Annotated in this window: 24 protein-coding genes; 11 read left to right on the top strand and 13 right to left on the bottom strand. The window is 69.3% G+C overall.

Annotated features, from left to right (window positions below):
* Positions 1 to 133: 133 nt before the first annotated feature.
* Entirely contained in the window at positions 134 to 394 is a 261-nt protein-coding gene (locus tag JJ685_RS11965) for a hypothetical protein (protein ID WP_201674448.1), read from the top strand.
* Between the two features lies 1 nt (position 395).
* Here the strand turns inward: JJ685_RS11965 and JJ685_RS11960 are convergent, their stop codons facing one another.
* Entirely contained in the window at positions 396 to 3,413 is a 3,018-nt protein-coding gene (locus JJ685_RS11960) for an L-glutamate gamma-semialdehyde dehydrogenase (protein ID WP_201674447.1), read from the bottom strand.
* 93 nt (positions 3,414 to 3,506) lie between these two features.
* On the opposite strand from JJ685_RS11960, the gene JJ685_RS11955 reads away from it, so the two are divergent.
* Complete coding sequence (locus JJ685_RS11955) at positions 3,507 to 3,986, top strand: Lrp/AsnC ligand binding domain-containing protein (protein ID WP_201674446.1); 480 nt, start codon at positions 3,507 to 3,509, stop codon at positions 3,984 to 3,986.
* Between the two features lie 12 nt (positions 3,987 to 3,998).
* On the opposite strand, the gene JJ685_RS11950 is transcribed toward JJ685_RS11955, so the two are convergent.
* Positions 3,999 to 4,688, bottom strand: a complete 690-nt coding sequence (locus JJ685_RS11950; protein WP_201674445.1) for a YggS family pyridoxal phosphate-dependent enzyme — start codon at positions 4,686 to 4,688, stop codon at positions 3,999 to 4,001.
* A 71-nt stretch (positions 4,689 to 4,759) separates the two neighbouring features.
* Between JJ685_RS11950 and JJ685_RS11945 the strand changes: the two genes are divergently transcribed.
* From JJ685_RS11945 to JJ685_RS11935, 3 genes are all read left to right on the top strand, one after another.
* Complete coding sequence (locus tag JJ685_RS11945) at positions 4,760 to 5,803, top strand: type IV pilus twitching motility protein PilT (protein WP_201674444.1); 1,044 nt, start codon at positions 4,760 to 4,762, stop codon at positions 5,801 to 5,803.
* Between the two features lie 116 nt (positions 5,804 to 5,919).
* Complete coding sequence (locus JJ685_RS11940; RefSeq protein ID WP_201674443.1) at positions 5,920 to 7,056, top strand: PilT/PilU family type 4a pilus ATPase; 1,137 nt, start codon at positions 5,920 to 5,922, stop codon at positions 7,054 to 7,056.
* Positions 7,057 to 7,256: 200 nt separating this feature from the next.
* Positions 7,257 to 8,159, top strand: a complete 903-nt coding sequence (locus JJ685_RS11935) for an NAD(P)-dependent oxidoreductase (protein ID WP_201674442.1) — start codon at positions 7,257 to 7,259, stop codon at positions 8,157 to 8,159.
* A gap of 16 nt (positions 8,160 to 8,175) precedes the next feature.
* Here JJ685_RS11935 and JJ685_RS11930 read toward each other — a convergent pair whose 3' ends face one another.
* The gene (locus JJ685_RS11930) at positions 8,176 to 8,952 is read right to left on the bottom strand and encodes a BON domain-containing protein (protein WP_201674441.1); all 777 of its coding nucleotides are present in this window, start codon (positions 8,950 to 8,952) and stop codon (positions 8,176 to 8,178) included.
* Complete coding sequence (locus JJ685_RS11925) at positions 8,949 to 9,548, bottom strand: phosphoheptose isomerase (RefSeq protein ID WP_201674440.1); 600 nt, start codon at positions 9,546 to 9,548, stop codon at positions 8,949 to 8,951. The genes JJ685_RS11930 and JJ685_RS11925 overlap by 4 nt, the downstream gene beginning before the upstream one ends.
* Positions 9,549 to 10,131: 583 nt before the next feature.
* Here JJ685_RS11925 and JJ685_RS11920 point away from each other — a divergent pair.
* Genes JJ685_RS11920 through JJ685_RS11910 form a run of 3 tightly spaced genes read left to right on the top strand, consistent with a single transcriptional unit; the run spans position 10,132 to position 14,411 of the window.
* On the top strand, positions 10,132 to 11,781 hold the full coding sequence (locus JJ685_RS11920; RefSeq protein ID WP_236598973.1) for an asparagine synthase-related protein: 1,650 nt from the start codon (positions 10,132 to 10,134) through the stop codon (positions 11,779 to 11,781).
* Positions 11,778 to 12,641, top strand: a complete 864-nt coding sequence (locus JJ685_RS11915; protein ID WP_201674438.1) for a class I SAM-dependent methyltransferase — start codon at positions 11,778 to 11,780, stop codon at positions 12,639 to 12,641. Before JJ685_RS11920 ends, JJ685_RS11915 begins: the two co-directional genes overlap by 4 nt.
* A gap of 6 nt (positions 12,642 to 12,647) precedes the next feature.
* Complete coding sequence (locus JJ685_RS11910; RefSeq protein WP_201674437.1) at positions 12,648 to 14,411, top strand: ABC transporter ATP-binding protein; 1,764 nt, start codon at positions 12,648 to 12,650, stop codon at positions 14,409 to 14,411.
* 27 nt (positions 14,412 to 14,438) lie between these two features.
* Here JJ685_RS11910 and JJ685_RS11905 read toward each other — a convergent pair whose 3' ends face one another.
* The 7 genes from JJ685_RS11905 to JJ685_RS11875 are packed head-to-tail and all read right to left on the bottom strand — an operon-like array spanning position 14,439 to position 19,456.
* Complete coding sequence (locus JJ685_RS11905; RefSeq protein WP_201674436.1) at positions 14,439 to 15,038, bottom strand: hypothetical protein; 600 nt, start codon at positions 15,036 to 15,038, stop codon at positions 14,439 to 14,441.
* Positions 15,019 to 15,807, bottom strand: a complete 789-nt coding sequence (locus JJ685_RS11900; protein ID WP_201674435.1) for a DUF455 family protein — start codon at positions 15,805 to 15,807, stop codon at positions 15,019 to 15,021. The genes JJ685_RS11905 and JJ685_RS11900 overlap by 20 nt, the downstream gene beginning before the upstream one ends.
* Positions 15,785 to 16,498 carry a DUF455 family protein gene (locus JJ685_RS11895; RefSeq protein WP_201674434.1) on the bottom strand — a complete coding sequence of 238 codons (714 nt, stop codon included), beginning with the start codon at positions 16,496 to 16,498 and terminating at the stop codon, positions 15,785 to 15,787. The genes JJ685_RS11900 and JJ685_RS11895 overlap by 23 nt, the downstream gene beginning before the upstream one ends.
* 8 nt (positions 16,499 to 16,506) lie before the next feature.
* Positions 16,507 to 17,064, bottom strand: a complete 558-nt coding sequence (locus tag JJ685_RS11890; protein WP_201674433.1) for a hypothetical protein — start codon at positions 17,062 to 17,064, stop codon at positions 16,507 to 16,509.
* The gene (locus JJ685_RS11885; protein ID WP_201674432.1) at positions 17,049 to 18,143 is read right to left on the bottom strand and encodes a hypothetical protein; all 1,095 of its coding nucleotides are present in this window, start codon (positions 18,141 to 18,143) and stop codon (positions 17,049 to 17,051) included. Before JJ685_RS11885 ends, JJ685_RS11890 begins: the two co-directional genes overlap by 16 nt.
* A gap of 13 nt (positions 18,144 to 18,156) precedes the next feature.
* Positions 18,157 to 18,978 (bottom strand): DUF455 family protein, encoded by an 822-nt coding sequence (locus tag JJ685_RS11880; RefSeq protein ID WP_201674431.1) that lies wholly within the window; start codon positions 18,976 to 18,978, stop codon positions 18,157 to 18,159.
* Positions 18,979 to 18,994: 16 nt separating this feature from the next.
* Positions 18,995 to 19,456, bottom strand: a complete 462-nt coding sequence (locus JJ685_RS11875; protein WP_201674430.1) for a PqqD family protein — start codon at positions 19,454 to 19,456, stop codon at positions 18,995 to 18,997.
* Between the two features lie 186 nt (positions 19,457 to 19,642).
* On the opposite strand from JJ685_RS11875, the gene JJ685_RS11870 reads away from it, so the two are divergent.
* The gene (locus tag JJ685_RS11870; protein ID WP_201674429.1) at positions 19,643 to 20,692 is read left to right on the top strand and encodes a nucleotidyltransferase family protein; all 1,050 of its coding nucleotides are present in this window, start codon (positions 19,643 to 19,645) and stop codon (positions 20,690 to 20,692) included.
* A 233-nt stretch (positions 20,693 to 20,925) separates the two neighbouring features.
* Positions 20,926 to 21,291, top strand: coding sequence for a hypothetical protein (locus JJ685_RS11865; RefSeq protein WP_201674428.1), 366 nt, complete (start codon positions 20,926 to 20,928; stop codon positions 21,289 to 21,291).
* 38 nt (positions 21,292 to 21,329) lie between these two features.
* Here JJ685_RS11865 and JJ685_RS11860 read toward each other — a convergent pair whose 3' ends face one another.
* The gene (locus JJ685_RS11860; protein ID WP_201674427.1) at positions 21,330 to 21,686 is read right to left on the bottom strand and encodes a YraN family protein; all 357 of its coding nucleotides are present in this window, start codon (positions 21,684 to 21,686) and stop codon (positions 21,330 to 21,332) included.
* Between the two features lie 28 nt (positions 21,687 to 21,714).
* On the opposite strand from JJ685_RS11860, the gene rsmI reads away from it, so the two are divergent.
* Positions 21,715 to 22,617, top strand: coding sequence for a 16S rRNA (cytidine(1402)-2'-O)-methyltransferase (gene rsmI, locus JJ685_RS11855; RefSeq protein ID WP_201674426.1), 903 nt, complete (start codon positions 21,715 to 21,717; stop codon positions 22,615 to 22,617).
* Here the strand turns inward: rsmI and JJ685_RS11850 are convergent.
* Positions 22,614 to 24,659 carry a primosomal protein N' gene (locus tag JJ685_RS11850; RefSeq protein ID WP_201674425.1) on the bottom strand — a complete coding sequence of 682 codons (2,046 nt, stop codon included), beginning with the start codon at positions 24,657 to 24,659 and terminating at the stop codon, positions 22,614 to 22,616. The genes rsmI and JJ685_RS11850 overlap by 4 nt on opposite strands.
* Positions 24,660 to 24,847 lie beyond the last annotated feature (188 nt).

The raw sequence follows: 24,847 nt of genomic DNA, 5'->3' as shown, positions 1-24,847 counted from the left end.
ACGCTTCGACGCCTACCGCTGTGCTGACGGCTGACGTGCCGCTTCAATGCGCACCGGCCCGAAGATGTGCGGGCGGCCCACAGCCGGGCGCCGCGGCGTGCGTCATTCTGGAGTCCTACCAGGGAGACCTCGAATGAAATACCTGCACAAGGCCATCTGGCAATCCGACGGCAACCTCGTGATCCGCGGCAACACCCGGGCACTGCTGTTCCGTGCGCTGGAAGACGCTCGTGCCGACCTGGCTGCCCGGGGCGAAGACGCCGACTCGCTGAAACGCATGCTGCAGGCCTTGCAGGACGTGCTGGGCAAGTACGACGGCAAGCTGCCCAGCGCCACCGACCTGCTGGGGGATCCGGTGCGCGAGCGCGTCTCCCGCAACCTGCTCAAGGGCTGAATCAGGCCAGCAGCGCCACGTTTCCTCCCGCCGCGGCCGTATTGACCGTGACCGTCTGCTCCGCGCAGAACCGCGTCAGGTAGTGCGGCCCGCCGGCCTTGGGGCCGGTGCCGGACATCCCCTCCCCCCCGAACGGCTGCACGCCGACCACCGCGCCGATCATGTTGCGGTTGACGTAGACGTTGCCGATCCGGGCTTCGCGCGCGAGCGCCTCCGCACGGCTGTCGATGCGCGTCTGGATGCCCAGCGTGAGCCCGTAGCCGATGCGGTTGATCGCGTGGATGGTGGCCTGCGGGTCGCCGCGCCAGCGCGCGATGTGCAGCACCGGTCCGAAGATCTCGTGCTTCACCTGGTCGACGGCCGTGACCTCGAAGGCCTGCGGCGGGACCATCCGCGTGCGCGGGTCGAACTCGGACGGCGGCAGCAGGGGCTTCGCCTCGCGCTGCAGGCGCTGCAGGTGCCGCTGCAGGTTGGCGAAGGCCTCGTCGTCGATCACCGGGCCGACGTCCGTGCGCCACTCGGCCGGGTCCCCCGTCACCAGTTCGCGGGCCGCGCCCTGGACCATCGCGATCACGCCGTCGGCGATCGCCTCGTGCACGCACAGCAGGCGCAGCGCGGAGCAGCGCTGGCCGGCGGAGCGGAAGGCGCTCTGCACCACCGCGTCGACCACCTGTTCCGGCAGCGCGGTGGAGTCCACCAGCATGGCATTGATGCCGCCGGTCTCCGCGATGAGCGGGACGATGGGGCCGTCCTTGGCGGCCAGCGCGCGCTGGATGACCTTGGCGACCTGGGTCGAGCCGGTGAAGACCACGCCGGCGATGCGCGGCTCCGCCACCAGCGCGGCGCCCACCGTTTCGCCCGGGCCGTGCAGCAGTTGCAGCGCGTCGCGCGGCACGCCCGCGGCATGCAGCAGGCGCACCGCTTCCGCCGCTACGGCCGGGGTCTGTTCGGCCGGTTTGGCGAGCACCGAGTTGCCGGTGACCAGCGCCGCGGCCACCTGCCCGGTGAAGATCGCCAGGGGGAAGTTCCAGGGGCTGATGCAGACCCAGGCACCGCGGGCCGTGAGGCGCAACTCGTTGCTTTCGCCCGTGGGGCCGGGCAGGGTGACGGGCTGCAGCAGCCGCTCGGCCTGCAGCGCGTAGTAGCGCAGGAAGTCGACCGCCTCGCGCACCTCGGCGACGCTGTCGCCCCAGGCCTTGAAGCCTTCCTTCACCAGCAGGGCGCACAGGCGCGGCAGGTCCGCCTCCATGGCGTCGGCGGCGCGGCGCAGCGCCGCGGCGCGTTCCGCCACCGGGACGCGCGACCAGCCTTCGCCCGCCGCCAGGGAGCGGTCCACGGCCGCGGGCACCTGGGCCGGGTCCGCCAGGGCGATGGCGGGCACCGTGGTTTGCGCCAGGGCTTCCTCCAGCGTCGCGCGCAGGGACGGTACCGTCAGGTCCACGCCCGCGCTGTTGCGCCGCTCGGCGCCATAGAGATCCGGCGGCAGCGGCAGCGAAGGCTCCGGCGCCAGGTGCAGCGGGGACTCCAGCAGCTCGTCGAGGCCCACCGATTCGTCGGCGAGCTGGTGCACGAAGGAGGAATTGGCGCCGTTCTCCAGCAGGCGCCGCACGAGGTAGGCGAGCAGGTCGCGGTGCACTCCGACAGGCGCATAGACGCGGACGGGGATTGCTCCTCCCCCTGGAGGGGGAGGCTGGGTGGGGGGGAGCCCATCCTGCCCCGAAGGGGAGTATCGCGATACTTCGCGATACACCCCTTCGCCCATGCCGTGCAGGCGCTGCAGCTCGAAGGGCGCGCCGTTGCGCCGCGCCATCTGCAGGATCGCCGCGATGGTGCCCGCGTTGTGGGTGGCGAACTGCGGATAGATCACGTCCTTGGCTTCCAGCAGGGCGCGGGCGCAGGCCAGGTAGGAGACGTCGGTGTGGTGCTTGTGCGTGAACACCGGGTAATGCGGCAGGCCCAGCTCCTGGGCGCGCTTGATCTCGGCGTCCCAGTAGGCGCCCTTGACCAGCCGGCACATGAGGCGGATGCGGTGCCGCCGCGCGATCTCCGCCACGTGGGCGATCAGCTCCAGCGCGCGGGTCTGGTAGGACTGCAGCGCGAGGCCGAAGCCCTGCCACTGCGGGGTTTCGCGGCCGACCCGTTCGGCCAGCGCCTCGAATACCTCCAGCGAGAGCTCCAGCCGGTCGACCTCCTCGGCGTCGATGGTGAGGTTGACGTTGGCGTCGGCCGCCATGCGGCACAGCGACCAGACGCGCGGGACCAGTTCCTCCAGCACGCGTTCGCGCTGCAGCGCCTCGTAGCGCGGATGCAGCGCGCTCAGCTTGATCGAGATGCCGTCGTTGGCCTGCACCGGCTGCGCCGGATCCGCGTTCGCGCCGATGGCGGCGATGCCCTGCCGGTAGTGCTGCAGGTAGCGCTCGGCATCGGGCGCGGTGCGCGCGCCTTCGCCCAGCATGTCGTAGGAGAAGCGCAGGTTCGGCTGGCGGCGGCGCGCCGCGGCCGCCTCGTGCATCGCTTCGCCGATCGTCTGTCCGAGGACGAACTGGCGGCCCAGCAACTGCACGGCGCGCAGTGTCGCGCCGACCACCGTGCGGGCTCCCAGCCGCGCGAACAGGCCGCCTTCCGGCTGCGCGCCGTCGCCCGGGAGGAAGCGCTTGGACAGGGCGATGGCGCTGTGCGACAGGCGCGCCAGGGCGCTGTCGGCGCTGCCTTCGAAATCGGCGCGCGAGAGCTGGTCGGCGGTCAGCGCGATCGCGGTTTCCGCATCGGGCACGCGCAGCAGCGCCTCGGCCAGCCGCATCAGCGCCAGCCCCTCGGCGCTGGAGATGGGGTATTCCTTCAGCAGGCTTTCCATCGCCCAGAACGGCGGCGGGTGGCGGCGCACCGCGCGGACCCAGGGCGACGCGACCTGCGCCGCGGCGGCCCAATCGAGCGCGCCCTGCAGGAACTGCAGGCGCCGAGAGACGACTTCGGTTTCGGGCCGGTAGGGGGAGGGCAGGCGTTGGGCGGTGGCGGGCATGGTGGATCGGATGGTGAACGATCCGAATCGTCCCCGGTTGTCATCCGAATAATTCGCTAAAGTTGGGGTCGCCTGGAGATAAAAACTCGGACCATGAGCGACACCGCCCCCGATCTCGATCGCATCGACCTGAGAATCCTGCAGGTTCTGCAGGCCGACGGGCGCCTGTCCAACCTCAAGCTGGCCGAGGCCGTGGCGCTGTCGCCGACCGCCGTGCTGGCGCGGGTGCAGCGGCTGACGCGCGAGGGCTACATCCTGGGGTACGAGGCGCGGCTTGATCCGCTGAAGCTGGGCGCCGGCCTGCTGGTGTTCGTGGAGGTGTTGCTGGATCGCACCACGCCCAACGTCTTCGAGGCCTTCAAGGCCGCCGTGCAGGTGCACCCGCAGATCCTGGAGTGCCACATGGTCGCCGGCGGCTTCGACTACCTGCTGAAGACGCGCGTGGCCGACATGCACGCCTACCGCGATTTCGCGGGGACGGTGCTGTGGCAGCTGCCCGGGGTGCGGGAGACGCGGACGTATGCGGTGATGGAGGAGGTGAAGAGCACGAGCCGGCTGCCGCTGCGGCTCTAGGAGCCCAGGCGCCTAAGGCTTGTCCCGCCGCCCGAAGATCGCCGTCCCCACCCGGACCATCGTGCTGCCGGCGTGGATCGCCGCTTCCAGGTCCTCCGTCATGCCCATGGACAGCGTGTCCAGCGGCAGCCCTTGCAGGCGCAGTTCCCCGAACAGCTCCCGCGCGCGTTCGTGCACCGCGCGCTGCGCGGCGAAACCCTCGGCCGGCTCCGGCAGGCTCATGAGCCCCCGCAGCCGCAGCCGCGGCAGCGCGAGGACCGCGCGCGCCAGCTCCAGCGCCTCCTGCGGCGCCACGCCCGACTTGTTCGGGCCGCCGTCGATGTTCACCTGGATGCACACGTTCAGCGGCGGCAGCTCCGCCGGCCGCTGCTCGGACAGCCGCTGCGCGATCTTCAGCCGGTCCACCGTCTGCGCCCAGTCGAAGTGGGAGGCCACCAGCCTCGTCTTGTTGCTCTGGATCGGCCCGATGCAATGCCACTCGGCATCGAGGTCGCCCAGCAGGGCCTGCTTCTCCACCGCCTCCTGGATGTAGTTCTCGCCGAAGGCGGTGGCGCCCGCGGCATGCGCCTCGCGCACCGCGTCGGGTCCGAACGTCTTCGACACGGTGAGCAGCGTGACTTCGGTCACGTCGCGTCCGGCGTCGGTACAGGCGTGCGCGATCCGCTCCCGCACGGTCTGGAGGTTGGCTGCAATCGTCGTCATAATGGGTCGGCCCAACCGCGCGGGGGTCGCCGTTGGCGAGACCATTCCAGAAGAGGAAGTAAGAGGGATCCGTGGATATTACCCAGCTGCTCGCGTTCAGCGTCAAGAACAAGGCATCGGACCTGCACCTGTCGGCCGGCCTGCCGCCGATGATCCGCGTGCACGGCGACGTGCGCCGCATCAACGTGGACCCCATGGACCACAAGCAGGTCCACGCGATGGTCTACGACATCATGAACGACTCGCAGCGCAAGCAGTACGAAGAGTTCCTGGAATGTGACTTTTCGTTCGAGATCGAGGGCCTGGCGCGCTTCCGCGTCAACGCCTTCAACCAGAACCGCGGCGCCGGTGCCGTGTTCCGGACGATTCCCTCCAAGATCCTGACGCTGGAACAGCTCAACGCGCCCAAGATCTTCGGCGACCTGGCGCTCAAGCCGCGCGGCATGGTGCTGGTGACGGGCCCCACGGGCTCGGGCAAGTCCACCACCCTGGCGGCCATGATCAACCACCTGAACGAGACCGAGTACGGCCACATCCTGACGGTGGAAGACCCGATCGAATTCGTGCACGAGTCCAAGAAGTGCCTGGTCAACCAGCGCGAAGTGGGCCCGATGACGCTGTCCTTCGCCAACGCGCTGCGCTCCGCGCTGCGGGAGGACCCGGACTGCATCCTGGTGGGCGAAATGCGCGACCTGGAAACGATCCGCCTGGCCATGACGGCCGCCGAAACGGGCCACCTGGTGTTCGGCACGCTGCACACCTCCAGCGCCGCCAAGACCATCGACCGGATCATCGACGTGTTCCCCGCGGAGGAAAAGGAAATGGTCCGCGCGATGCTGTCGGAATCGCTGCAGGCGGTGATCTCGCAGACGCTGTGCAAGACCAAGGACGGCTCCGGCCGCGTGGCGGCGCACGAGATCATGATCGGCACCTCCGCCATCCGCAACCTGATCCGCGAGGCCAAGGTGGCGCAGATGTACTCCGCCATCCAGACCGGCAACAGCATGGGCATGCAGACGCTGGACCAGAACCTGACGGACCTGGTGAGGCGCAACATGATCAGCCCGGCCGAAGCCCGCAGCAAGGCCAAGATCCCCGAGAATTTCCCCGGATGATCATGGCCCCCACGCTTCTCACTTCGTGTAGTGCGCTGCCCCCCGAGGGGGCCGTGCTCGCCTTGGGGCGGCCCGGCGGCGAGCGCTAGTCAGCTTTCAGCGAATCAGGATCCACCATGGAACGCGATCAGGCCTCGAAATTCATCAACGACCTGCTGAAGCTGATGGTCGGCCGCAACGGCAGCGACCTGTTCATCACCGCGGACTTCCCGCCGGCGATCAAGGTCGACGGCAAGGTGACGAAGGTGTCGCCGCAGCCGCTGTCGGCCGCGCACACGCTGGCGCTGGCCCGCTCGATCATGAACGACAAGCAGGCCGCCGAGTTCGAGCGCACCAAGGAGTGCAACTTCGCGATCTCCCCGCCCGGCGTGGGGCGCTTCCGCGTCAATGCCTTCGTGCAGCAAAGCAAGGTCGGCATGGTGCTGCGGGTCATTCCCCAGATCCTGCCCACCATCGACAAGCTGGGCGTGCCGCAGGTGCTGAAGGACGTGGTGATGACCAAGCGCGGCCTGGTCGTGCTGGTGGGCGCCACCGGCTCGGGCAAGTCGACGACGCTGGCGGCCATGATCGACTGGCGCAACGAGCAGAGCTACGGGCACATCATCACCATCGAGGACCCGGTCGAATTCGTGCATCCGCACAAGAACTGCGTGGTGACGCAGCGCGAGGTGGGGCTGGACACGGACAGCTGGGAGGCCGCGCTGAAGAACACGCTGCGGCAGGCCCCCGACGTGATCCTGATGGGGGAGATCCGCGACCGCGAGACCATGGAGCACGCCATCGCGTTCGCCGAAACGGGTCACCTGTGCATGGCGACGCTGCACGCCAACAGCGCCAACCAGGCGCTGGACCGCGTGATCAACTTCTTCCCGGAAGAGCGCCGGCCGCAGCTGCTGATGGACCTGTCGCTGAACCTGAAGGCCTTCTGCTCGCAGCGCCTGGTGCCCAAGCAGGACGGCAAGGGGCGCGCCGCCGCGGTGGAGGTCCTGCTGAACTCGCCGCTGATCTCGGACCTGATCTTCAAGGGCGAAGTCTCCGAGATCAAGGAAGTGATGAAGAAGAGCCGCAACCTGGGCATGCAGACCTTCGACCAGGCGCTCTTCGACATGTACGAGAACAACCTGATCTCGTACGAGGACGCGCTGCGCAACGCCGACTCGGTCAACGACCTGCGGCTGCAGATCAAGCTCAACTCCCAGCGCGCCAAGTCGCAGGACCTGGCGGCGGGCACCGAGCACCTCGCGATCGTGTGAGCGCAGGCCGAACAGAAAAACCGAACAGCCGAACGCAGAGGGCGCAGAGGTACGCAGAGGACGCAGAACAATCCTTGAAGGATGTTCTTCTGCGTCCTCTGCGTAACCTCTGCGCCCTCTGCGTTCGGCTGTCTGGTTTTACGACCTGTCCCGCCCGCGGCCTCTCCTAGAATCGGCCGCTTCAAACAACGGAATTCCGCATGCCAAGCACCAACCCCAGGACCTACGAAACCACGCCTTCCCGCAAGGTGGCCTTCCTCGGCCTCGGCGTCATGGGCTTTCCGATGGCGGGCCACCTCGCGCTGGCGGGCCACCGTGTCACCGTCTACAACCGCAGCGCCGAGAAGCGGCTGGCCTGGTGCAAGGAGTTCACCGGCGCCGCCGCGCCCACGCCGCGCGAGGCAGTGGCCGACTGCGACCTGGTGTTCTGCTGCGTCGGCAACGACGCCGACCTGCGCTCCGTGGCGCTGGGCGAGCAGGGCGCCTTCGGCGGCATGAAGGCCGGCGCCGTGTTCGTCGACCACACCACCGCCTCGGCCGACGTGGCGCGCGAGCTGGCCGCCGAGGCGAAGCAGCGCGGCCTGCAGTTCGTCGACGCGCCGGTGTCCGGCGGCCAGGCCGGCGCGCAGAACGGCATGCTGACCGTGATGTGCGGCGGCGAGCAGGCGGCCTTCGATGCCGCCAGGCCGGTTGCGATGGCCTTCTCGCGCGCCTTCACGCTGCTGGGTGGCAGCGGCGCCGGACAGCTCGCCAAGATGGTCAACCAGATCGCCATCGCGGGCCTGGTCCAGGGGCTGTCGGAGGCCATCGCCTTCGGCGCGAAGGCAGGCCTGGACATGGAGCAGGTGCTGGAGGTGATCGGCAAGGGCGCCGCCCAGAGCTGGCAGATGGACAACCGCGGCAAGACGATGATCGCCGGCAAGTTCGACTTCGGCTTCGCGGTGGACTGGATGCGCAAGGACCTGGGGCTGTGCCTCGACGAGGCGAAGCGCAACGGCGCGCGGCTGCCGGTGACGGCGCTGGTGGACCAGTTCTATGCGGACATCCAGGAGATGGGCGGGAACCGCTGGGACACGTCCAGTCTGATCCAGCGGATCCGCTGACGCGGTCGCTGGCGGCTCAGCGCACCGGCGTCGCCACCGCGCCGCCTGCCCCCGGCTCCGAGGCCGATACCGGCGGCCCGGCTTCGGCCGACGGCGGATGGGAAGCCGGCGCGGCCGGCGCGAGGTTCGTGACCGGCGGGGGCGCCAGGTTCGCCCGCGCTGCCGGCTCCGCCGGCAGGTCCACGCCCGCCGAGCGGAGCTCCTCGGGGCTCGAGACCTCGAAGATGCGCACCACGCGCTGCACGCCCGAGATCTGGCGCGCGATGTTGGTGGCCCGCTCGGCCTCGCGCGTCGTCACCCGGCCCATCAGGTAGACGTTGCCGCGCTCGGTGACCACCTTGAAGGCATTCGCCTGCAGGTCCTGCGCGTCGACCAGCGAGGCGCGCACCTTGCCCGTGATGAACACGTCGCCGGACCGTTGCGGCAGCGAGGTCGGCGCCATGACCGCGATGTCGTTGACGACGGAGCGCACGTTGTCGATGCGCGTGACGGTCTGTTCGGCCTGCTGCTTCATCTGCTCGTTGGGCGCCTCGCCCGTGAGCAGCACCTGGCGGTTGTAGCTGGTGACGTTGATGTGCACCTTGTCGCCGAACTGCTCGCCCAGGCGGCTGGATGCGCGGAACTGGATCGACTCGTCGTCGACCTGCGCGCCGGAGCTGCGCCGGTCGGTGACCATCATCCCGGTGCCGACGGCCGCCGCACCCACCACCAGCGGGGCGCAGCCGGACAGCGCAGCGGCCAGCGAGGCCGCTGCCAGCGCGTACAAGGGGAGGACGTAAAGCTTGCGGGTCATGCGGGGTTGTCCTGTTCGCCGAGGAGTTGCGCATCCACGCCGTCGCAGATGCAGTGCAGGGCCAGGATGTGAACCTCCTGGATGCGGGCGGTGCGCTCGTGCGGCACGCAGATGTGCACGTCGGTCTCGCGCAGCACCGCGCCCATCTTGCCGCCGCCGCGGCCGGTGAGCGCGATCACGGTCATCTCGCGCTCGTGCGCGGCCTCGATGGCGGCCAGCACGTTGGCGGAGTTGCCGCTGGTGGAAATCGCGAGCAGCACGTCGCCCGACTGGCCCAGCGCGCGCACCTGCTTGGAGAAGATGCGGTTGTAGTCGTAGTCGTTGGCGATCGCGGTGAGGATGGAGCTGTCGGTGGTGAGCGCGATCGCGGCGAGCTCGGGGCGCTCGCGTTCGAAGCGGCCCACGAATTCGGCCGAGAAGTGCTGCGCGTCGGCGGCCGAGCCGCCGTTGCCGCACGCCAGCACCTTGCCGCCGCTGGTGACGCAGGCCAGCACGGCCTGCACGCCCTGCGCGATCGGCTTGCTGAGGGTTTCCGCGGCCTGGTACTTCAGGTCCGCGCTTTCGATGAAGTTCTGCTGTATCCGTTGCTCGAGCATGGCTCCATGATACTGCCCGGGCTCCTTGTGTCCGGGTATGGAGTTATGTATCAGGAAGATGAATTCCGTTTTCGGGGCGTTGTGAAACAGGGGCCGGCGAGCGCCAGGTGGCATGAATCGAGGAGGCGTCCGTCCGCCTATTCCCATCGCTTGCAACGATGAGCATGCGAGCCATCCACCGTTTTGGTGGACGCGGCAACTTGCGAAGACCAACCTCCGGGCCGAGCTTTGGGTGATGCGACGCGGCCCTGCGCCAAGGGCGGGATGCCGCGCGCCGGTTGCTCCAGGGGTTGTGGTCGAACGCTCGAATGTCGAACCACTGCGTGTTTCCCTGGAGGTCGTCGTCGTCGTCGTGACCTGCGATACTGTCTTCCGACCTGAACCCGCAGCTTCCCGTTCATGCCAGCCCCTGGTTCTCCCTCGTCGACACCGTCGAAGCGGTCGAGCCCCGCGTCGACGGCTGGCGCAGCGGCTTTTGCGAGCATCGCCGTGACGCGTGCGCGGAAACGCCGGTGAAGCGCGACCAGCACGTCGTCGAAGGCAGCATCCGCGTCGCGGGCGGACGATTCCACCTTTGCCCGCGATGAGAGGCGGCTTCGTCGCTTGCCTCGGGGATCACGGCGGGCGGCTCGAACGCGCCGCCGAACGCCTGCGCTGGCACCGTGGCAGCGGGATGCGGTATCGCAAGCAAGGGCTGGAAATCGCCGCGCTCTGTGATCCGGGCGACGGGCCGACTGTCGATTGCACGTCCGGTTCCCTCGTGCTCGTTCACGGCGGGGCCGCGGATCCGCTGGCCGTGCTGCAGTCGGGCAGCAGCCGCTTCGCCTCCCTCCACTGGGATGGCGCGGTGCTGCGCGCGACCCGCGATCCGATGGGTCTCGCGCCGCTCTTCTATCGGGTCGCGAAAGGGGCCGTGTGGCTCGCAAGCGAGGTCCACGCGCTGTTGGGCATCGAGCCCGACGCTCCGCATCTGTCGGCCCTGACTGCGCGCGCGGGGTTTGCTCCGATCGATGAGGAAACGGGATGGGCTGGCATCCGGCGAGTGCTTCCCGGCTGCACTCTCGAGATCGACGGTGAACTGCGCATCAAAACCCTGCGGTACTGGGACCCGGCGCGGCGCCTGGGCACCTTTGGTGGCGATCGGGCCGACGCGGTCGGGGAGTTGCGCGAGCGGTTCCGTAGCGCCGTGGCGCGTTGCTACGCGCCCGGCAGCGCGGTCGTCCTGAGCGGAGGCCAGGACTCGGCTGCGGTTGCGGCCGGCATTCCGGCGACGGCGGACAAGCCGTACCTCGTCCATGTCGAGTTCGCGCCCTTGCCTCGCACGCAGGAAACACGCTACGCGCAGGCGGTGGCGTCCGCGCTGGACGTACCGCTGCATTGCGTGCCCGGTGAGCTCGGCCCCTGGGACATCGAGGCGGAGCTCGACGTCCACTGCGTGCCGTACAGCTGGCTGCCGTTCGGCATCGACGAACCGGTGCAATCGCATCTTCGCGCGAGCGGTGTCCGGGTCGCCCTCGATGGCCACGATGGTGACGGCGTGCTCGGCCCCTCGGGCGGGGCCTGGGGAAAGCTGCTGCTCGGCCTGGAAATCGAGCGGCTCATTGCGCTGTCGCGCAGCTACGGGATCCGCCGGGCGGTGCACGGCCTGCTCTCGGATCTCGCGCCACCGGGCTTGCGGCGTGGCCGGTACGCCCGTCGCCCGACCTACATGGAGAGCGTCGCGACGTACTTTCTCGGAGATCTCTCCACGCGGATCCGCGCGCAGGACATCGATCGCTGGTCCTGGCCTTCACAGCGCTGGAAGGTCCGCCAGGTCCATCCGCTGTTGCCGGCCGCCGTGATTTCGTTCGAGCACAAGGAAATCGAGGCGGCACGCCATGGCATCGACCTGCGCCATCCTTTCGCCGACCGCGAACTGGTGGACTTCATGATCTCGCTGCCCTGCGCGGCGAAGGCGGATCCCGTGCGGGCCAAGTCGCTGATGATGGAGGCGTTGGGGAGCGACCTTCCCGATTCGATCCGCGAGCGCCCGAAATCCGACTACATGGAAGTGGTCGGCCAGCGCGTGGATGCGGCAAGTTGCCTGGAGACCATCAGGAGCTCGCGGATGCGCCTTCCCGATGTCGACTACGACCGCCTTTTCGAGCGCGGCGACGCCGCTCCGGAGGAGATCCCGCTGTTCCTCCTGGTCAACCTGGCCCGGGTGCACGAATTCGCCCGGCGGGCGCGGTGAATTGCGCCGACGTCGAGGCGCTGCACGCCGAGCGCTGGTTCCACACCATCGAACTGCCCGACGGGTCCTGCACCCCGGGAGTGTTCGACATGCGGAGCTGCAGCGCGCGATTGGACTGGCCCGCGCTCACGGGGGCGCGATGCCTCGATGTGGGGACCTGCGATGGCTTCTGGGCCTTCGAGATCGAGCGTCGCGGGGCTGCCGAAGTGCTCGCGATCGACGTGGATGATCCGTGGCAGCTCGACCTTCCCCAGGAGGTCCGGGATCGCGACATCGAGGAGTTGCGCCGGTCGGCCGCAAGGCGCAAGAAGCGCTTCGAAATGGCCGCGGCCGCGCGTTCCTCGCGCGTGCGTCGCATAGCCTGCTCGGTCTACGACCTCGACCCCGCCATGCATGGCGTCTTCGACGTCATCTTTTGCGGCACCCTGCTGATCCACCTGCGGGACCCGGTGCGAGCCCTGCGGCGCATCGCCGGCGTTTGCGCAGGCGAGCTGATGTTGCTGGAGACCGTGGATGCCCGGCTCGATCTCCTGCATCCGTCGAGTCCCTGCGCGCGGCTGGAGCCCGCGCCGCTCCAGTGGTGGCGCGCGAACACCGCCGGGCTGCATGCGATGCTGAGACTGGCGGGATTCGAGGTGCTCTCCACCAGCCCGCGCTTCCTCACTCCCCACGGCGCAGGACTCTCGTCCGGCCGGCCGCAGGGAGCCCGGGCGCGGGCGAGCGCGTGGGCCAGGACGCGCCTCGCCGCGTCGAGCGCGCCACTGGTCACACGCTCGCTCGGCCTCGTCTTCGGGAACTACGACGTCGCCATCCGTGCGCGCCCGCGGGCCGGCGTCAGACCTGCGGCTGTGGTGCTATAAGACGCCATGTCGAACTCGGCCGCGGACGCCGGTCAGATCGCTCGCAAGGTCCGCGACTTGCTGGATCCGCCCGCGCGTCGCGAGGCTGGTTTCCTCCTCGTGCTCATCGTCGTCGGCACCGCGATCGAGACGCTCGGTGTCGGTGTCATGCTGCCGGCGATCATCCTGCTGGGCGATGGTGAGGGCGAGGCCGCGCACCGGTATCCCTGGTTCGATGCGGCGCTGCAAGCCCTCGGGATGCAGCGCGGGCCCTGGCTGGTCGCGCTGGGGTTGGGCGTCCTGGCAGCGGTCTATACCTTCAAGGCGGTATTCCTCGCGTTTCTCGCACACCGCCAGTCGCGTTTCCTCTTCGCGGTGCAAACGCAGCTTTCGCACCGCTTGTTCTCGATCTACCTCGGACGGCCGTGGCTTTTCCATCTCCAGCGCAACTCGGCGGAGCTGGTCCGAAACGTCGTCAACGAAGTGAACCTGTTCGCCCCGTATGGCCTGCAGGCGATGCTGGCGTTCATTTCCGAGAGCCTGGTACTGGCCTGCATCGGCACCCTGCTGATCGCGGTCGAACCGCTGGGGACGCTCGCGTTCGCTCCCCTGATGGGGGGCGCTGCATGGGGCTTTCACCGGCTCACGCGAACCACCATCGCCCGGGCCGGAGCTGCGCGCCAGCACCACGAGGGCCTGCGGCTGCAGCACCTCCAGCAGGGCCTGGCCGCGGTGCGGGAAATCAAGCTGACGAACCGGACCTTCGAATTCGCCGAACGTTGCCGCATCCACACAGTCGAGAGCGCCCGGGCCGGCCAGTGGCTCGCGACGCTGGTGCAGTTGCCTCGCCTGTTGCTCGAGTTGCTGGCGGTGCTGGGGCTCACCGTCCTGGCGGTCGTCCTCGTCGTCCTGGGGCGGGGACCGGCATCCGTGCTGCCCCTGCTCGGCGTCTTCGCGGTGGCAGCGTTCCGTCTCATGCCGTCCGTGCAGCGCTTGATGAACGCGGCCCAGGCGCTCCACTATGCACGGCACGCGATCGACCTTCTCCACGCCGAGCTGAGCCTCGGGACTCCGCAGGGCGCAGCCGCGGCCGGCGTGCCGCTCGCGCCGCTGAGGACCCGCCTCGAAGTGCGCGGCGTGAGCTTCAGCTATCCGGGAGCCAGCGAGCCCACCCTCGCGGACTTGTCCCTGGACCTGCGCCGCGGCGAGTGGGTCGCGGTGGTCGGCCCCAGTGGTGCGGGCAAGAGCACGCTGGTGCACATCATCCTGGGCCTGCTGACGCCGGAGCAGGGGCAGGTGCGCGTCGACGGCATCGACGTGCGCGACGCCCTGCGTGCCTGGCAGGACCAGGTCGCCTTCGTGCCCCAGTCGGTCTGCGTGATCGACGATACGGTGGCGAGCAACGTCGCCTTCGGTGTGCCTGCGGACCAGGTCGATCGGGAGGCGCTGTGGCGCGCGCTGCGGGCCGTCCGGCTCGCGGAGCTGGTACGCGACCTGCCCGAGGGGCTCGACACGATGCTGGGCGAGCGCGGTGTCCGCCTCTCGGGGGGGCAGATGCAACGCATCGGATTGGCGCGCGCACTCTACCGCGATCCCGCCGTGCTCGTGCTCGACGAGCCCACCGGTGCGCTCGACACCGCGACCGAGAACGAGGTGCTGCGTTCGTTGCGCTCGCACGGTTCGCGCACGGTGCTGATCGTGGCGCATCGCGCCAGCACGGTGGCACATTGCGATCGCTGCTACACGCTGGAGCGTGGCCGGGTCGTCGAAGCGCAGACTTCCTCCGCCTGACCGGCGAAGCCCGACGCCGGCGCCTGCTCAGGAGGGTTCGTGCCGTCCCCGGTCGCGGCGCTGTTGCAATGCCGCCCCCCAGGCGCCGCGCAGCGCTCCCGCGCCACGGTGCACCGCTATCAGTGCCCGCGCGGTGGCGCGCGGGCTCAGGTACATCCCAGCGATCGCCAGCGCCGCGAGGAGGGCGCGCACCAACCGGGCGCGCGCGGACCGCGGCCGTGGATCCGCGGGGGGCTTCCAGCCGCCTGCGGACCAGACACCGGTGACAGGTCCGAGCACATGGGTGAGCTCGACCGGAGGATCCGGCACCAGGGTCGCATCGCCGCGGGCGATCAGGTGCTTGCGTGCCGGGCCCGCTCGACCGCAGTGCAGGACCCGGTGAACGATGACCTGGTCGTTGGCGAGGTAGGCAACGATCTGTCCTGCCGCGTGCCCCGAAGGCGGGAGCAGCGCGATGCGGATCCGCGACCCCGGAGGCAGGTCGGGTCCCATGCTGAACCCGCTGACGGTCGACTCGATGTAGCGATCCGGTCCGCGCAGGCTGTCGGCGACGACGAGCGTGCGCTGGGGGTCGCCGCGCAGGAGTTGCCCGATCGCCGCGACGACTTCAGGATCGTGGATGGCCACGAAGCTCTCCGGACGCGACCTGCGTGCCCAGTTCGGACGCCGTCTTCACTTCGTCCTCGGTGAACCCGGCCTCGAGGCGCGCAAGCCGATCGGTCGGATAGTAGACCCCCTCGGTGCCTTCGTTTCCCATCACGTACCTGAAGCCCCGGGCCGCTCGTCCCAGAGTCTTGCTCATGTCGAGCAGCTGGCGCGGATCGTCCCGGATCAGCTTGCGCAGCCATTCGTTGGCAAAGCGCACGTGGAGGATTTCGTCGGCCAGCTGGGATTCGAAGAAGTCGGCGAGGGGCGCGTCGCCCTCGTCGTGCATCTTCCGGGCGACCCAGGCGACGGCGTCGAGCCCGCCGGCCTCGAAAGTGCGGTTCTGGATGGTCAGGCGGCCGAGCAGGCTGTCGGCCCTGCAGATGATCCGGTACTGGAAGTTCATGACCGGGAACTGGCCCACGTGCGCGCCCATTCCTTCGAGTCGCCGGCGGAACATCCGCGCATGGCGCGCCTCGTCTGCGCACTGACGCGCAAACCACATCCGCAGCTCCCAGTCCGCCTGCGGATAGTCGGCCAGGCAGGCGGCCGAACACTCCAGGCCGTTCACCTCCTCGTTCATCTGACGGTGGGTGAACTCCACGTGGTGCAGCGGGTGATCGCCCGGGAAATTCTCGCAGTCGCGCCAGCGCTCCTTGACCGTGTAGCGCGCGTCGCGCGCCGGCCCGATGGCGAACAGTTCGCCGTCGGGCGCTTCCGCGCCAGGCTCATTCGACAGTGAATCCTGCATCACGGCGGTCCTCGACGTTGACGGGAATCTCGTGCTCCATCTTCATCTCCGGCGGCGTCAGGGCCAGCGACCACACGCGCACCGCATCCATCGCGGCAATGGCCTTCAGCAGCGAGCGCGGGTTTTCCTTGCGAAGGCGCTCGAACCACTCGTTGGCGAAGCGGACATGCTGAACCTCGTCCGCGGCGACCGCGTCCATGATCTCGGCGGTGGCGTGGTCACCCCAGCGGGCCCAGGAAACCACGCCCTCCTTGAAGACATCGAGCGAGCCACCCTCGAACAGCCTGTTCTGCACGGCCAGGCGCCCGACCAGGGAGTCGAACATGCAGACCACGCCCCACTCCTGGTTGATGACCGGAAACTCCCCCTTGTGCCCGCCGAGCTCGATCAGCCGGTGCAGGAAGAGACGCGCGTGACGCACCTCGTCCCAGCACTGCCGCGCGAGTTGGAGCCGGAGCTCCCAGTCCGCATCGGGAAAGTCGACCAGCGACTGCGCCGCGATTTCGAGGCTCTGCACCTCCTCGTTGACGTCGCCATGCAGCATCTCGCGCCTGTGTTCCAGCGACCCCTCGGGGAACTTGGCCATCCGGGCCTGGTCGTCGACGACATTGAAGCAGGGCTCGCGCGCGGGGCTGGCCCGCAGGACCACGTTGCCCCGCACCGTGACCGTACCGATTTCCATGGTGTGCATGCCGCGCTCTAGGCTGCCGCGGCCTGTTCGGCCGGACGGCCGACCACGATCTCGGTGAATTCCAGCTCGTGGCGCCGCAAGGCATCGAGCCACGCGGCATCGGTCGACGCAACCGCAGGCAACTCCTCGCGCAGCGCCTGGCCTTCGGTCTTCATCCGGGCCAGGTCGAACAGGATGTGGTCGATGATGCGCAGCGTCGGGCCGTCGAGCAGCGAATCGACCCGGCCAAGGTAGTCACGGTAGCGACGCTCCAGCGCAGGAAGCAGGCAGTCGTAGAAGGCGGCCACGCGCCGGTCGGAGGCGGACGTCTCGGCCAGGTCGGACAGGAAGCGGACGTAACCACTCGCGGGCTCGAGGCTGTATTGCGCCGGAAGCCGCAACTCGTGCGTGCGCTTGCCAAGGCTGTCGGCGTGCTGGGCGAGATCCCAGATGTGCGTGCCGAATGCGAGCTTCACCTCGGTCTCCGGCGTCATCGGCACCCAGCGCGCGAGCATTTCCATGCACCGCACTTCGATCCAGCGGAAGGTCGCGACATGGTCGCCTCTCTGCTTCACGTTGAGTTGCATGTAGCCTCCATCATCAGGGTTTCGATCGCAGACGCGCTCGCTTCCGGCGTTCCGAGCCGAAGGCGATGACAGGACAGTTTCGACAGGACGTCGACAATGGTCAAGAACTTCATCAGGTCGCGGCCCGGCGACCGGCCCCAGTCCGGCACCGATTCGCTCACGATCCCCCTGAGTGGCTCTACCGAGCTGATGTCCGGCCGAAACGGAGTGAGGCAGGGTTGCGTCGAGAAGCCGTCGAGCACGAATGCAAAGCGCAGGGGAAGCGGCCTGCATGCAGGCGTGGCGAACAGAGCGCCCGCGCGCACCAACGTTCGCATGGTGCCACCGGGATCGACGGCGAACGCATGCGGGACGGTGCCGAGACGCGCAGCAAGTGACGCCACGGAGGGCCCGGGTCGCAGGCGAAGCGTCCTGCGAAAGGGCAGCAACTCGCTGCTGCCGGCACGGATGGCGGCCATGTCGTCGCCAAGAACGGCATGGCCGCGCGCCCCGAGCGCGAGTGCGGTCGTGGACTTGCCGGCCTGCGCGGCGCCAATCAGCAGGGCGCCTGCGCCGGCCACCCCGAAAGAAGCGGCGTGCAGGAACAGCAGTCCGGGCTGCGCACTCTGCACGACAGCGATCAAGGCGTCGATCGCGAAGTCGGGCGGTGCTTCATCGAGGTCGACGACGAGACGATCGCGGTGCGCTGCGGCCAGGATCCGGCTGCCGTCGTTACGGTCCGCCAGCATGCGCCAACCCGGCGCCGGTCCGCTTTGGTCCGCATAGCGTGCGAGGTGGCGCAGCATCCGCACGGGTGTAGCCGAGGCGTCGAGCAGGTCGGGCAGTTCGCAGCCGGCAAACGAGAGCAGGAGCCGCGACGAACCTGCGAGCAAGCGCGCGCTGCAGTGGAGCCTGGGAAGGCCGGGGGGCGGTTCCGCAACGGTGCAGTCGCCCCACTGCGCCCGGAACGCATCGAGGAAGCTTTGCGGCTCGGAAGCGAGTTGCAGGCTCAGGTCGCCGAGGCGAAACCACTCGCCTGTCGAGTCTTGGGCGGCGGGGAGCGCCTGCGCGCGACCGATCCAGGTTCCTCCCTCGAACATGGCCGGGGTGCCGTCAGCCGGCCGCCGAGGCCGGTGCTGCGTCCCCTCGACGGGGGTGCGCCTGCAGTGCCTCTTCCTGCTCCACGATCTCCGCGATCTCGGCTTCGCTGAAGCCAGCCAGGCGCCGGTCCGGGATGTTGGCCATCACCTCGACATGCTCGAACCCCGTCAGGTCGACGCCGACGGCATTGACCTCGCCGGGACCCGGCTCGAGCGCCTTCGTCACGCTGCGCACGAAAGTGACCGCCGACGCCAGCTTCCACAACACGCCGGGATCCTGCTTGGACGTCTGCTTGATCCAGACGTTGCAGAACCGCACATGCTGGATCTCGTCGGCCAGGATGCCCTCGATCAATTCGGCGGTCACCGGGTCGCCCGCTTCCTTCCACATCCCCGTGAGGCGTCGGAGCAGGTCGATCTCGCCGCCCTCGAAGGTGCGGTTCTGGATCGCGAGGCGCGCCCAGATCGAGTCGGCCATGCAGGTGACGCTCCACTCGTAGTTCATCACCGGGAACTCGCCCTTGCGCCCGCCTATCTCGAGCAGACGCCGATAAAGCAGGCGGGTGTGGCGCGACTCGTCCCAGCACTGGCGTGCGAGGCACAGGCGCAATTCCCACGGCGCGTCGGGAAAATCGGCGAGCGACTGCGCAGCCATCTCGAGACTTTGCATCTCGTTGTGCATGTGCTTGTGCAGCCGCTGTCGCATCGCGACCTCGGACATGTCGGCGTAGTCGGCCAAATGGGCGGGGTCGTGCACGATCTGAAAGCATGCCTCGCGGGCCGGATCGGCCCGCAACGTCACGCCTCGCACGACCTTGGTCGGCGGGGGAGTCATCGACGACGTAGCAGGCTTACGGACAACCGACCGAGCAGGCGCCCCACCAGCACGATGCCACGCTGATCTCGGCGGCCGTGATCTGGAACACCTTCAGGAGATCCTCCTCGTCGAGGACCTTGACGGACGGCGCCGCGAAACCATCCTCCGGATCGGAGGTGCCGGCGCGGGTTGCGGCGGGACGCGAATCACCGGTCTCCGTGCTGCCTTCGCGGCTCGCGACGAGTTCGAGCTTCTGCAATTCGCGCAGCGTGTATTGCACCGCCTGCCGGGCGGCCGGAGCATCGACGCTCTCGTAGCGTTCGCAGACCAGGTCGACCAGGTCATCCTCGGAGTGTGGCTTCGCCAATGAGCTCCAAACCAGATTCGCCGATGGGTTCAGCATGATGAACTTGGTGGTCTTCAGGTTGTAGACCACCGAGCCATTGGCGAGCGGGGCGGTTTCCACTCCCGAGGTCGCAACAAAGACAGTCCTCATTGGGTCCTCCTTGCTTGCTGCCCGACGCTTGTCCTAGGATAGGACGAAAGGGCAGAAACGGCCGGGACGGTACTGCGACCACCGGGGGCCCGTCAAGGGGACGCAAGGCCCGTTCGTCCTTGTTAAGCGATTGGCTGCAAAGACCCCGCCGCCCTGCGGGTCGGCTCTCACCAGGATCCCGTAGCGATGTCCCTTTTGCTTCCGCGTTCTTTCTGGCCATCGGTCTGCGGGCTGGTCACGGGCGAGGCTTGGCCCGCCGTCAGTGCAGCGGGCGCGGCGCTGCTGGTGGAGCGCTGCTCCTCCTCCGGCTTGCTGCCGCTGCTGTTCGCGGCGTCCGATCTTCCACCTGCGGTGCGCAGCGCGAGGGAGTCCGCAAGGGGTTGGGAGCGCATCCTGCAGGTTCGGGCAAGTTGGTTTCGCGAAGCAGCCATTGCTGTCTGTGACGCCCTGGCCGGCGAGCCGGTGATGTTGATCAAGGGATCGGACTACGCACGGCGACTCTATCCGGACGCCGTCCTGCGCCCGATGCAGGACATCGACATCCTGGTTCCCGTGGATCGCATGGATGCCGTGTGCGAGCGCCTGCTGGCCGCCGGAATGCGCGCCCAGCCTTCGTTCGGCGCTTCCAGGGACCCCGCCCACCACGAGCGGGTGTTTTTCCACGGGCGCATCCTCGTCGAGGTGCACCAGTCCTTCATCCAGCGTCCCCGAAATCGTGTCGACTATGAGGGCTTGTGGCAACGCGCCGTGCCGCTCGAGATCGAGGGCCGCCGCGTGCTGCGCCTCGACGACGTCGATGCGCTGGTCTACCACACGCTCTCCATGGGGATCGACCAGTTCGACGTGCGCCTGATCCGCTACGTCGATCTCTGGCTGCTGCTCGCGCGTCGGACAGGCATGGCGATGGCCGCGGCCGAGCGCGCTCGCGAGTGGCACACGGCGCGTGCGTTGTACGGCGCACTGAGCCTCGCCTGCCGCATGTTTCCGGAGTTTGCCAACGCCGACGTGCAGGCCGCGATGACAGCGGCGCTGCCCGCATCGACCCGTCGGTTCATGGAGCGTTGGGTTCTGCCCGGCGCCGCGGAGATGCGCAAGGGCGGTGCCCCGCGCAGGGGCGTGCAGCTGTGGCGCAAGGCCTGCCTGATGGACTCGACCGGCCACGCGCTGGCGTTCGCGCTCTCGCATGCGGCGGCCAGCCTGCGCCACCGGCCCGAGGGCCTTCGCGCCGCGCCCTAGGAGTGCAATTCCAGGCTGGCTCTGCATTGCGGGGTGTGCATTCCTGCGCTTCCGAGCCTCGGGTGTAGGTCCGGTCGGACGGATGCGGGAAGCAATGGCCGACGCTGTGGCGGACATGACCCGACACGAGTTCCCGCACGGAACTGACTCCGCGCAAGTTCCCGCTCACTACTCTTGACACCGCTGGCTTCGAAGCCCGCAGGTTCACAAATCAAGCTCAAGGAGAAGTTGCAATGGCTGTTCTGAAAAAAATCGCCGGCCTCATCGCCGGTGCTTCCGCTGTCGCCGTGATCGGCGTTGCCGTCGCCCAAGGCATTCCGCCGAACCCGTTCGTGTCCAACCCCGCGCTGGGCGCGGGCCAGCAGAGCTCCCACCTCACCTCCATGGGCGAGACCGGCGTTCCGGGCCTGATCGACCAGGTCCAGACCGCCCAGATCACCACCGTGCGTGAAGTGGCGCGCGTCGAAGAGCCGGCACCGATCGTGGCCCAGGCCCCGGCGCCCGTGGTCCAGGAGCAGCAGCAGATGGGTGCCGCCCCGGCGCCGGTCGAGCAGGCGCCCGCCCCGGCGGTGATGCCCCGCAAGGCCGACCGCGGTTAAGCCCGTGTCCACCGTGTTGGGACCCGCAGGCGCGGGTCCTAGCCGGCATCGAAAGCGGCGCGCATCCACTGGAGCGCGCCGTTTTCCATGCTGACGACGTCGAAGCGGCAGGGCGGCGGCTGCCGCAGCCTCAGCAGGTAGTGCCGCGCCGCGAACACGACCCGCCGCTGCTTCTGCCACCCGATGCTCCCCGCCGCGCCGCCGAAGCCGTGGCCGCCGCGCTTGCGGACCTCCACGAACACGAGCGTGCCGTCGCCGTCGCGCATGATCAGGTCGATCTCGCCGCCGCCACGGCCGGGCGTCCGATAATTGCGCGCGACCAGCCGCAGCCCCTGCCCGAGCAGGTGGGCCAGCGCGCGGTCTTCGGCGGCATCGCCGTCGTCCTTGGTGCTCACCTTCCGGGCGCCTTTCGAAGGAGTCTGTTTGAGCGCTTCCTTTGCCTCCGCGCTGGCCGCGGCGCGTGACGCGGCGGCTGCGCAGCACTACCCGCAGGGTACGCTGTACGTACTGGCCACGCCCATCGGCAACCTGGCGGACATCAGCCTGCGGGCCCTGCACGTCCTGCAACTGGTGGACGCGATCGCCTGCGAGGACACTCGGCACACCCAGACGCTGCTGCGCGCCTACGGCATCGAGTCCCGCAGCCTGCTGAGCGTGCACCGGCACAACGAGGCCGAGGGCGCGCAGGAGGTCGTGCGGCGACTGCAGCTGGGGCAGCGGGTCGCCTACGCGAGCGACGCGGGCACGCCGGGCGTGAGTGACCCGGGCGCAAGGGTGGTCGCCGCCGTGGTGGCTGCAGGCTTGCGGGTGGTGCCCCTGCCCGGGGCCAGCAGCGTTACGGCGATCCTGAGCGCGACCGGCGGCGAGGGCGAGGAAGGGGGCTTCGTGTTCCACGGCTTCCTGCCGGCGAAAGGGGGCGAGCGCCAGCAGGCGGTGGAAGCGCTGCGGCAGGAGACGCGGTCCGTGGTGTTGCTGGAGGCGCCGCATCGCATCGCCGCGCTGGCCGAGACGCTCGCCGCCCTGGGAACTCGCCGCCTCACGGTGGGGCGCGAGCTCACCAAGCAGTTCGAGCAGATCGCCGCCCTGCGCTGCGAGGAATTCCCGGCGTGGCTGCAGGCGGACGCGGCGCGCTCGCGTGGCGAGTTCGCGCTGGTGCTGCATTCGGTGCGGGTGGAGAGCGACGACGCGGAGGCGCTGCGGGTGCTGCAGCTGCTGCTGGCCGAGCTGCCGGTGAAGACCGCGGTGCGCCTGGCGGCGGAGATCAGCGGGGCTTCGCGCAATGCGCTGTACCAGGCGGCTCTGCAGATGAAGGGCGAGCAGCCCTAGATCAGCAGCGGATCCACGTCGATCGCCCAGCGGATCAGTCCGCGCACCCGCAGCCCTTGCAGCACCGGCTGCCACGCCGCCAGGAAAGCCTGCAGCGCAGGTCGCGAGCCGCTCTCCAGCAGCAGCTGCGCCCGCTCGACGTTCGCGACCCGCTGCACCGTCAGCGGGACCGGCGCGTACAGCACCACGTGGCCGCTGCCGTCCAGCCCGGGCGCGGCCTCGGCGGCCGCCTGCAGGAAGGCCTGCGCGATTTCCTGCGTGCGCGCGTCCGCCCGCAGCAGGGCCTGGTAGGCGAAGGGTGGCATCGCGGCCTGGCGGCGCTCGTTCAACTGCTGCCCGGCGAAGGCGGCATAGTCGTGCTTCTTCAGCGCGGCGAACAGGGGATGCTCCGGGCTGAAGGTCTGCACCCACATCTCGCTCGCCGCGGCCCGCGCGGCATCGCGGCCGCCGCGGCCCGCCGCCTGCATCAGCAGTCCGAACAGGCGCTCGGGCGCGCGGAAATCGCTCGAGTACAGCGCGCCGTCCGGGTTCACCGCCGCCACCAGGGTGATGCGGCGGAAATCGTGGCCCTTGGTGACCATCTGCGTGCCCACCAGCACGTCGACCTCTCCGGCGTGCACCTGCGCCAGCTGATGCTCCAGCGCGCCCTTCAGGCGCGTGCTGTCCGCGTCCATGCGGGCGATGCGGACGGGCTCGCCGTCGGGCCGGCGCACCTCCGCGAGCAACTCCCCGAGTTGCTCTTCCAGCCGCTCGGTGCCCCGGCCGAGCGGCGCGATGTCGACGTTGCCGCAGTGGGGGCAGGCGCGCGGCACCCGCTCGGTGAAGCCGCAGTGGTGGCAGCGCAGCGTGCGGTCGACCTTGTGGAACACGCGGTAGGCGCTGCAGTGGCTGCATTCGCTCTTCCAGTCGCAGGCGTTGCAGGCCAGCACAGGCGCATAGCCTCGGCGGTTGAGGAACACCAGCGCCTGCTCGCCGCGCGCCACGCGCTCCGAGAGCGCCGCCAGCAGCGGGGCGGAAAACACGGTGCCGCGCGGCTGGTTGTTCATGTTCACCAGCCGCACCCGGGGCAGCTCGCCGGCGCCGATGCGCTTCGGCATTTCCAGGCAGCGGTAGCGGCCGCGCTCGCAGGCCTGCCAGCTCTCCAGGGAAGGCGTGGCCGAGCCCAGGACCACCTTCGCGCCCTCGGTGCGCGCGCGGTACACCGCGAGGTCGCGCGCCGAGTAGCGGGCGCCTTCGTGCTGCTTGTAGCTGGGGTCGTGCTCCTCGTCGACGACGATGAGGCCCAGCCGCGGCAGCGAAGCGAAGACGGCCATTCGCGTGCCGAGCACGATGCGCGCGCGGCCGAGGTGGGCGGCGATCCAGCTTTTCAGGCGCTGCGGGTTGGTCATGCCGCTGTGCAGCGCCACCACCGCGCTGGTGCCGAAGCGGTCCTCGAAGCGGGCCTGCAACTGCGGCGTGAGGTTGATCTCGGGCACCAGCACCAGGGCCTGGGCTTGCGGGTCGCGCTCGAGCAGGGCCTGCACGGCGCGCTGGTACACCTCCGTCTTTCCGCTGCCGGTCGCGCCGAAGAGCAGGAAGGGGCCGGGCTCGGCGGCGATCGCGGCGAGCGCCCGCGACTGGTCGTCCGTGAGCTCGGGGGCGGCCGCCACCGTCGCGACCTCCGGGGCCACCGGCGTGCGCTGCAGACGCCGGGCGAGTTGCGCCGCGTCGAGCTCGCGCAATTGCGGTGGCAGCGCGGCCAGGGCGACCTCCCCGAGGCTGCGCTGGTAGTAGCCCGCGGCGAAGGTCACGAGCTGGCGCCAGGTAGCCGACAGCGGCGGCAGGCCGTCCAGCACGGCACCGACCGGCCGCAGCTGGGCCGGATCGGGCTGCGCGGCCTCCCCCTCGGGTGGATCCCACACCACCCCGCAGACCTCGCGCCGACCCAGCGGCACGCGCACCAGGGCCCCCGCCGGCAGCGAGGCCTCGCTCCAATAGCTGAGCGGCCCGCCCACCGTGCTATGGGCGGGGGTGGCTACCACCACGTGGACCAGGTGGGCCATCCTAGGCCGCCTTGCGGCGGCGGCTTGGCCCGGATTGGGGGAAATCCGGGTAAGTCCTTGATTCCACACGAGATTGCCAGCCCCGGCGACAGTTGTGGATAACTTTGTTGATACGGCCGCGCGGCAATGCCTGCAGGCCCGAGAAATCAAGGAGTTGGCGGGGCCGCACCGCAAAAGTGCATAAAGTG

The sequence above is a fragment of the Ramlibacter monticola genome (assembly GCF_016722785.1).
GTDB classification, from domain to species: domain Bacteria; phylum Pseudomonadota; class Gammaproteobacteria; order Burkholderiales; family Burkholderiaceae_C; genus Ramlibacter; species Ramlibacter monticola.
The sequence above is the reverse complement of the archived record's forward strand: the minus strand, read 5'-3'. Positions and strand labels throughout refer to the sequence as shown.

Bases quoted from the DNA above. Each gene is read 5' to 3' on its own strand.
- JJ685_RS11965 (WP_201674448.1), top strand. From the start codon at position 134: ATGAAATACCTGCACAAGGCCATCTGGCAATCCGACGGCAACCTCGTG.
- JJ685_RS11960 (WP_201674447.1), bottom strand. From the start codon at position 3,413: ATGCCCGCCACCGCCCAACGCCTGCCCTCCCCCTACCGGCCCGAAACC.
- JJ685_RS11955 (WP_201674446.1), top strand. From the start codon at position 3,507: ATGAGCGACACCGCCCCCGATCTCGATCGCATCGACCTGAGAATCCTG.
- JJ685_RS11950 (WP_201674445.1), bottom strand. From the start codon at position 4,688: ATGACGACGATTGCAGCCAACCTCCAGACCGTGCGGGAGCGGATCGCG.
- JJ685_RS11940 (WP_201674443.1), top strand. From the start codon at position 5,920: ATGGAACGCGATCAGGCCTCGAAATTCATCAACGACCTGCTGAAGCTG.
- JJ685_RS11935 (WP_201674442.1), top strand. From the start codon at position 7,257: ATGCCAAGCACCAACCCCAGGACCTACGAAACCACGCCTTCCCGCAAG.
- JJ685_RS11930 (WP_201674441.1), bottom strand. From the start codon at position 8,952: ATGACCCGCAAGCTTTACGTCCTCCCCTTGTACGCGCTGGCAGCGGCC.
- JJ685_RS11925 (WP_201674440.1), bottom strand. From the start codon at position 9,548: ATGCTCGAGCAACGGATACAGCAGAACTTCATCGAAAGCGCGGACCTG.
- JJ685_RS11920 (WP_236598973.1), top strand. From the start codon at position 10,132: ATGAGAGGCGGCTTCGTCGCTTGCCTCGGGGATCACGGCGGGCGGCTC.
- JJ685_RS11910 (WP_201674437.1), top strand. From the start codon at position 12,648: ATGTCGAACTCGGCCGCGGACGCCGGTCAGATCGCTCGCAAGGTCCGC.
- JJ685_RS11900 (WP_201674435.1), bottom strand. From the start codon at position 15,807: ATGCAGGATTCACTGTCGAATGAGCCTGGCGCGGAAGCGCCCGACGGC.
- JJ685_RS11895 (WP_201674434.1), bottom strand. From the start codon at position 16,498: ATGCACACCATGGAAATCGGTACGGTCACGGTGCGGGGCAACGTGGTC.
- JJ685_RS11890 (WP_201674433.1), bottom strand. From the start codon at position 17,064: ATGCAACTCAACGTGAAGCAGAGAGGCGACCATGTCGCGACCTTCCGC.
- JJ685_RS11885 (WP_201674432.1), bottom strand. From the start codon at position 18,143: ATGTTCGAGGGAGGAACCTGGATCGGTCGCGCGCAGGCGCTCCCCGCC.
- JJ685_RS11880 (WP_201674431.1), bottom strand. From the start codon at position 18,978: ATGACTCCCCCGCCGACCAAGGTCGTGCGAGGCGTGACGTTGCGGGCC.
- JJ685_RS11875 (WP_201674430.1), bottom strand. From the start codon at position 19,456: ATGAGGACTGTCTTTGTTGCGACCTCGGGAGTGGAAACCGCCCCGCTC.
- JJ685_RS11870 (WP_201674429.1), top strand. From the start codon at position 19,643: ATGTCCCTTTTGCTTCCGCGTTCTTTCTGGCCATCGGTCTGCGGGCTG.
- JJ685_RS11865 (WP_201674428.1), top strand. From the start codon at position 20,926: ATGGCTGTTCTGAAAAAAATCGCCGGCCTCATCGCCGGTGCTTCCGCT.
- JJ685_RS11850 (WP_201674425.1), bottom strand. From the start codon at position 24,659: ATGGCCCACCTGGTCCACGTGGTGGTAGCCACCCCCGCCCATAGCACG.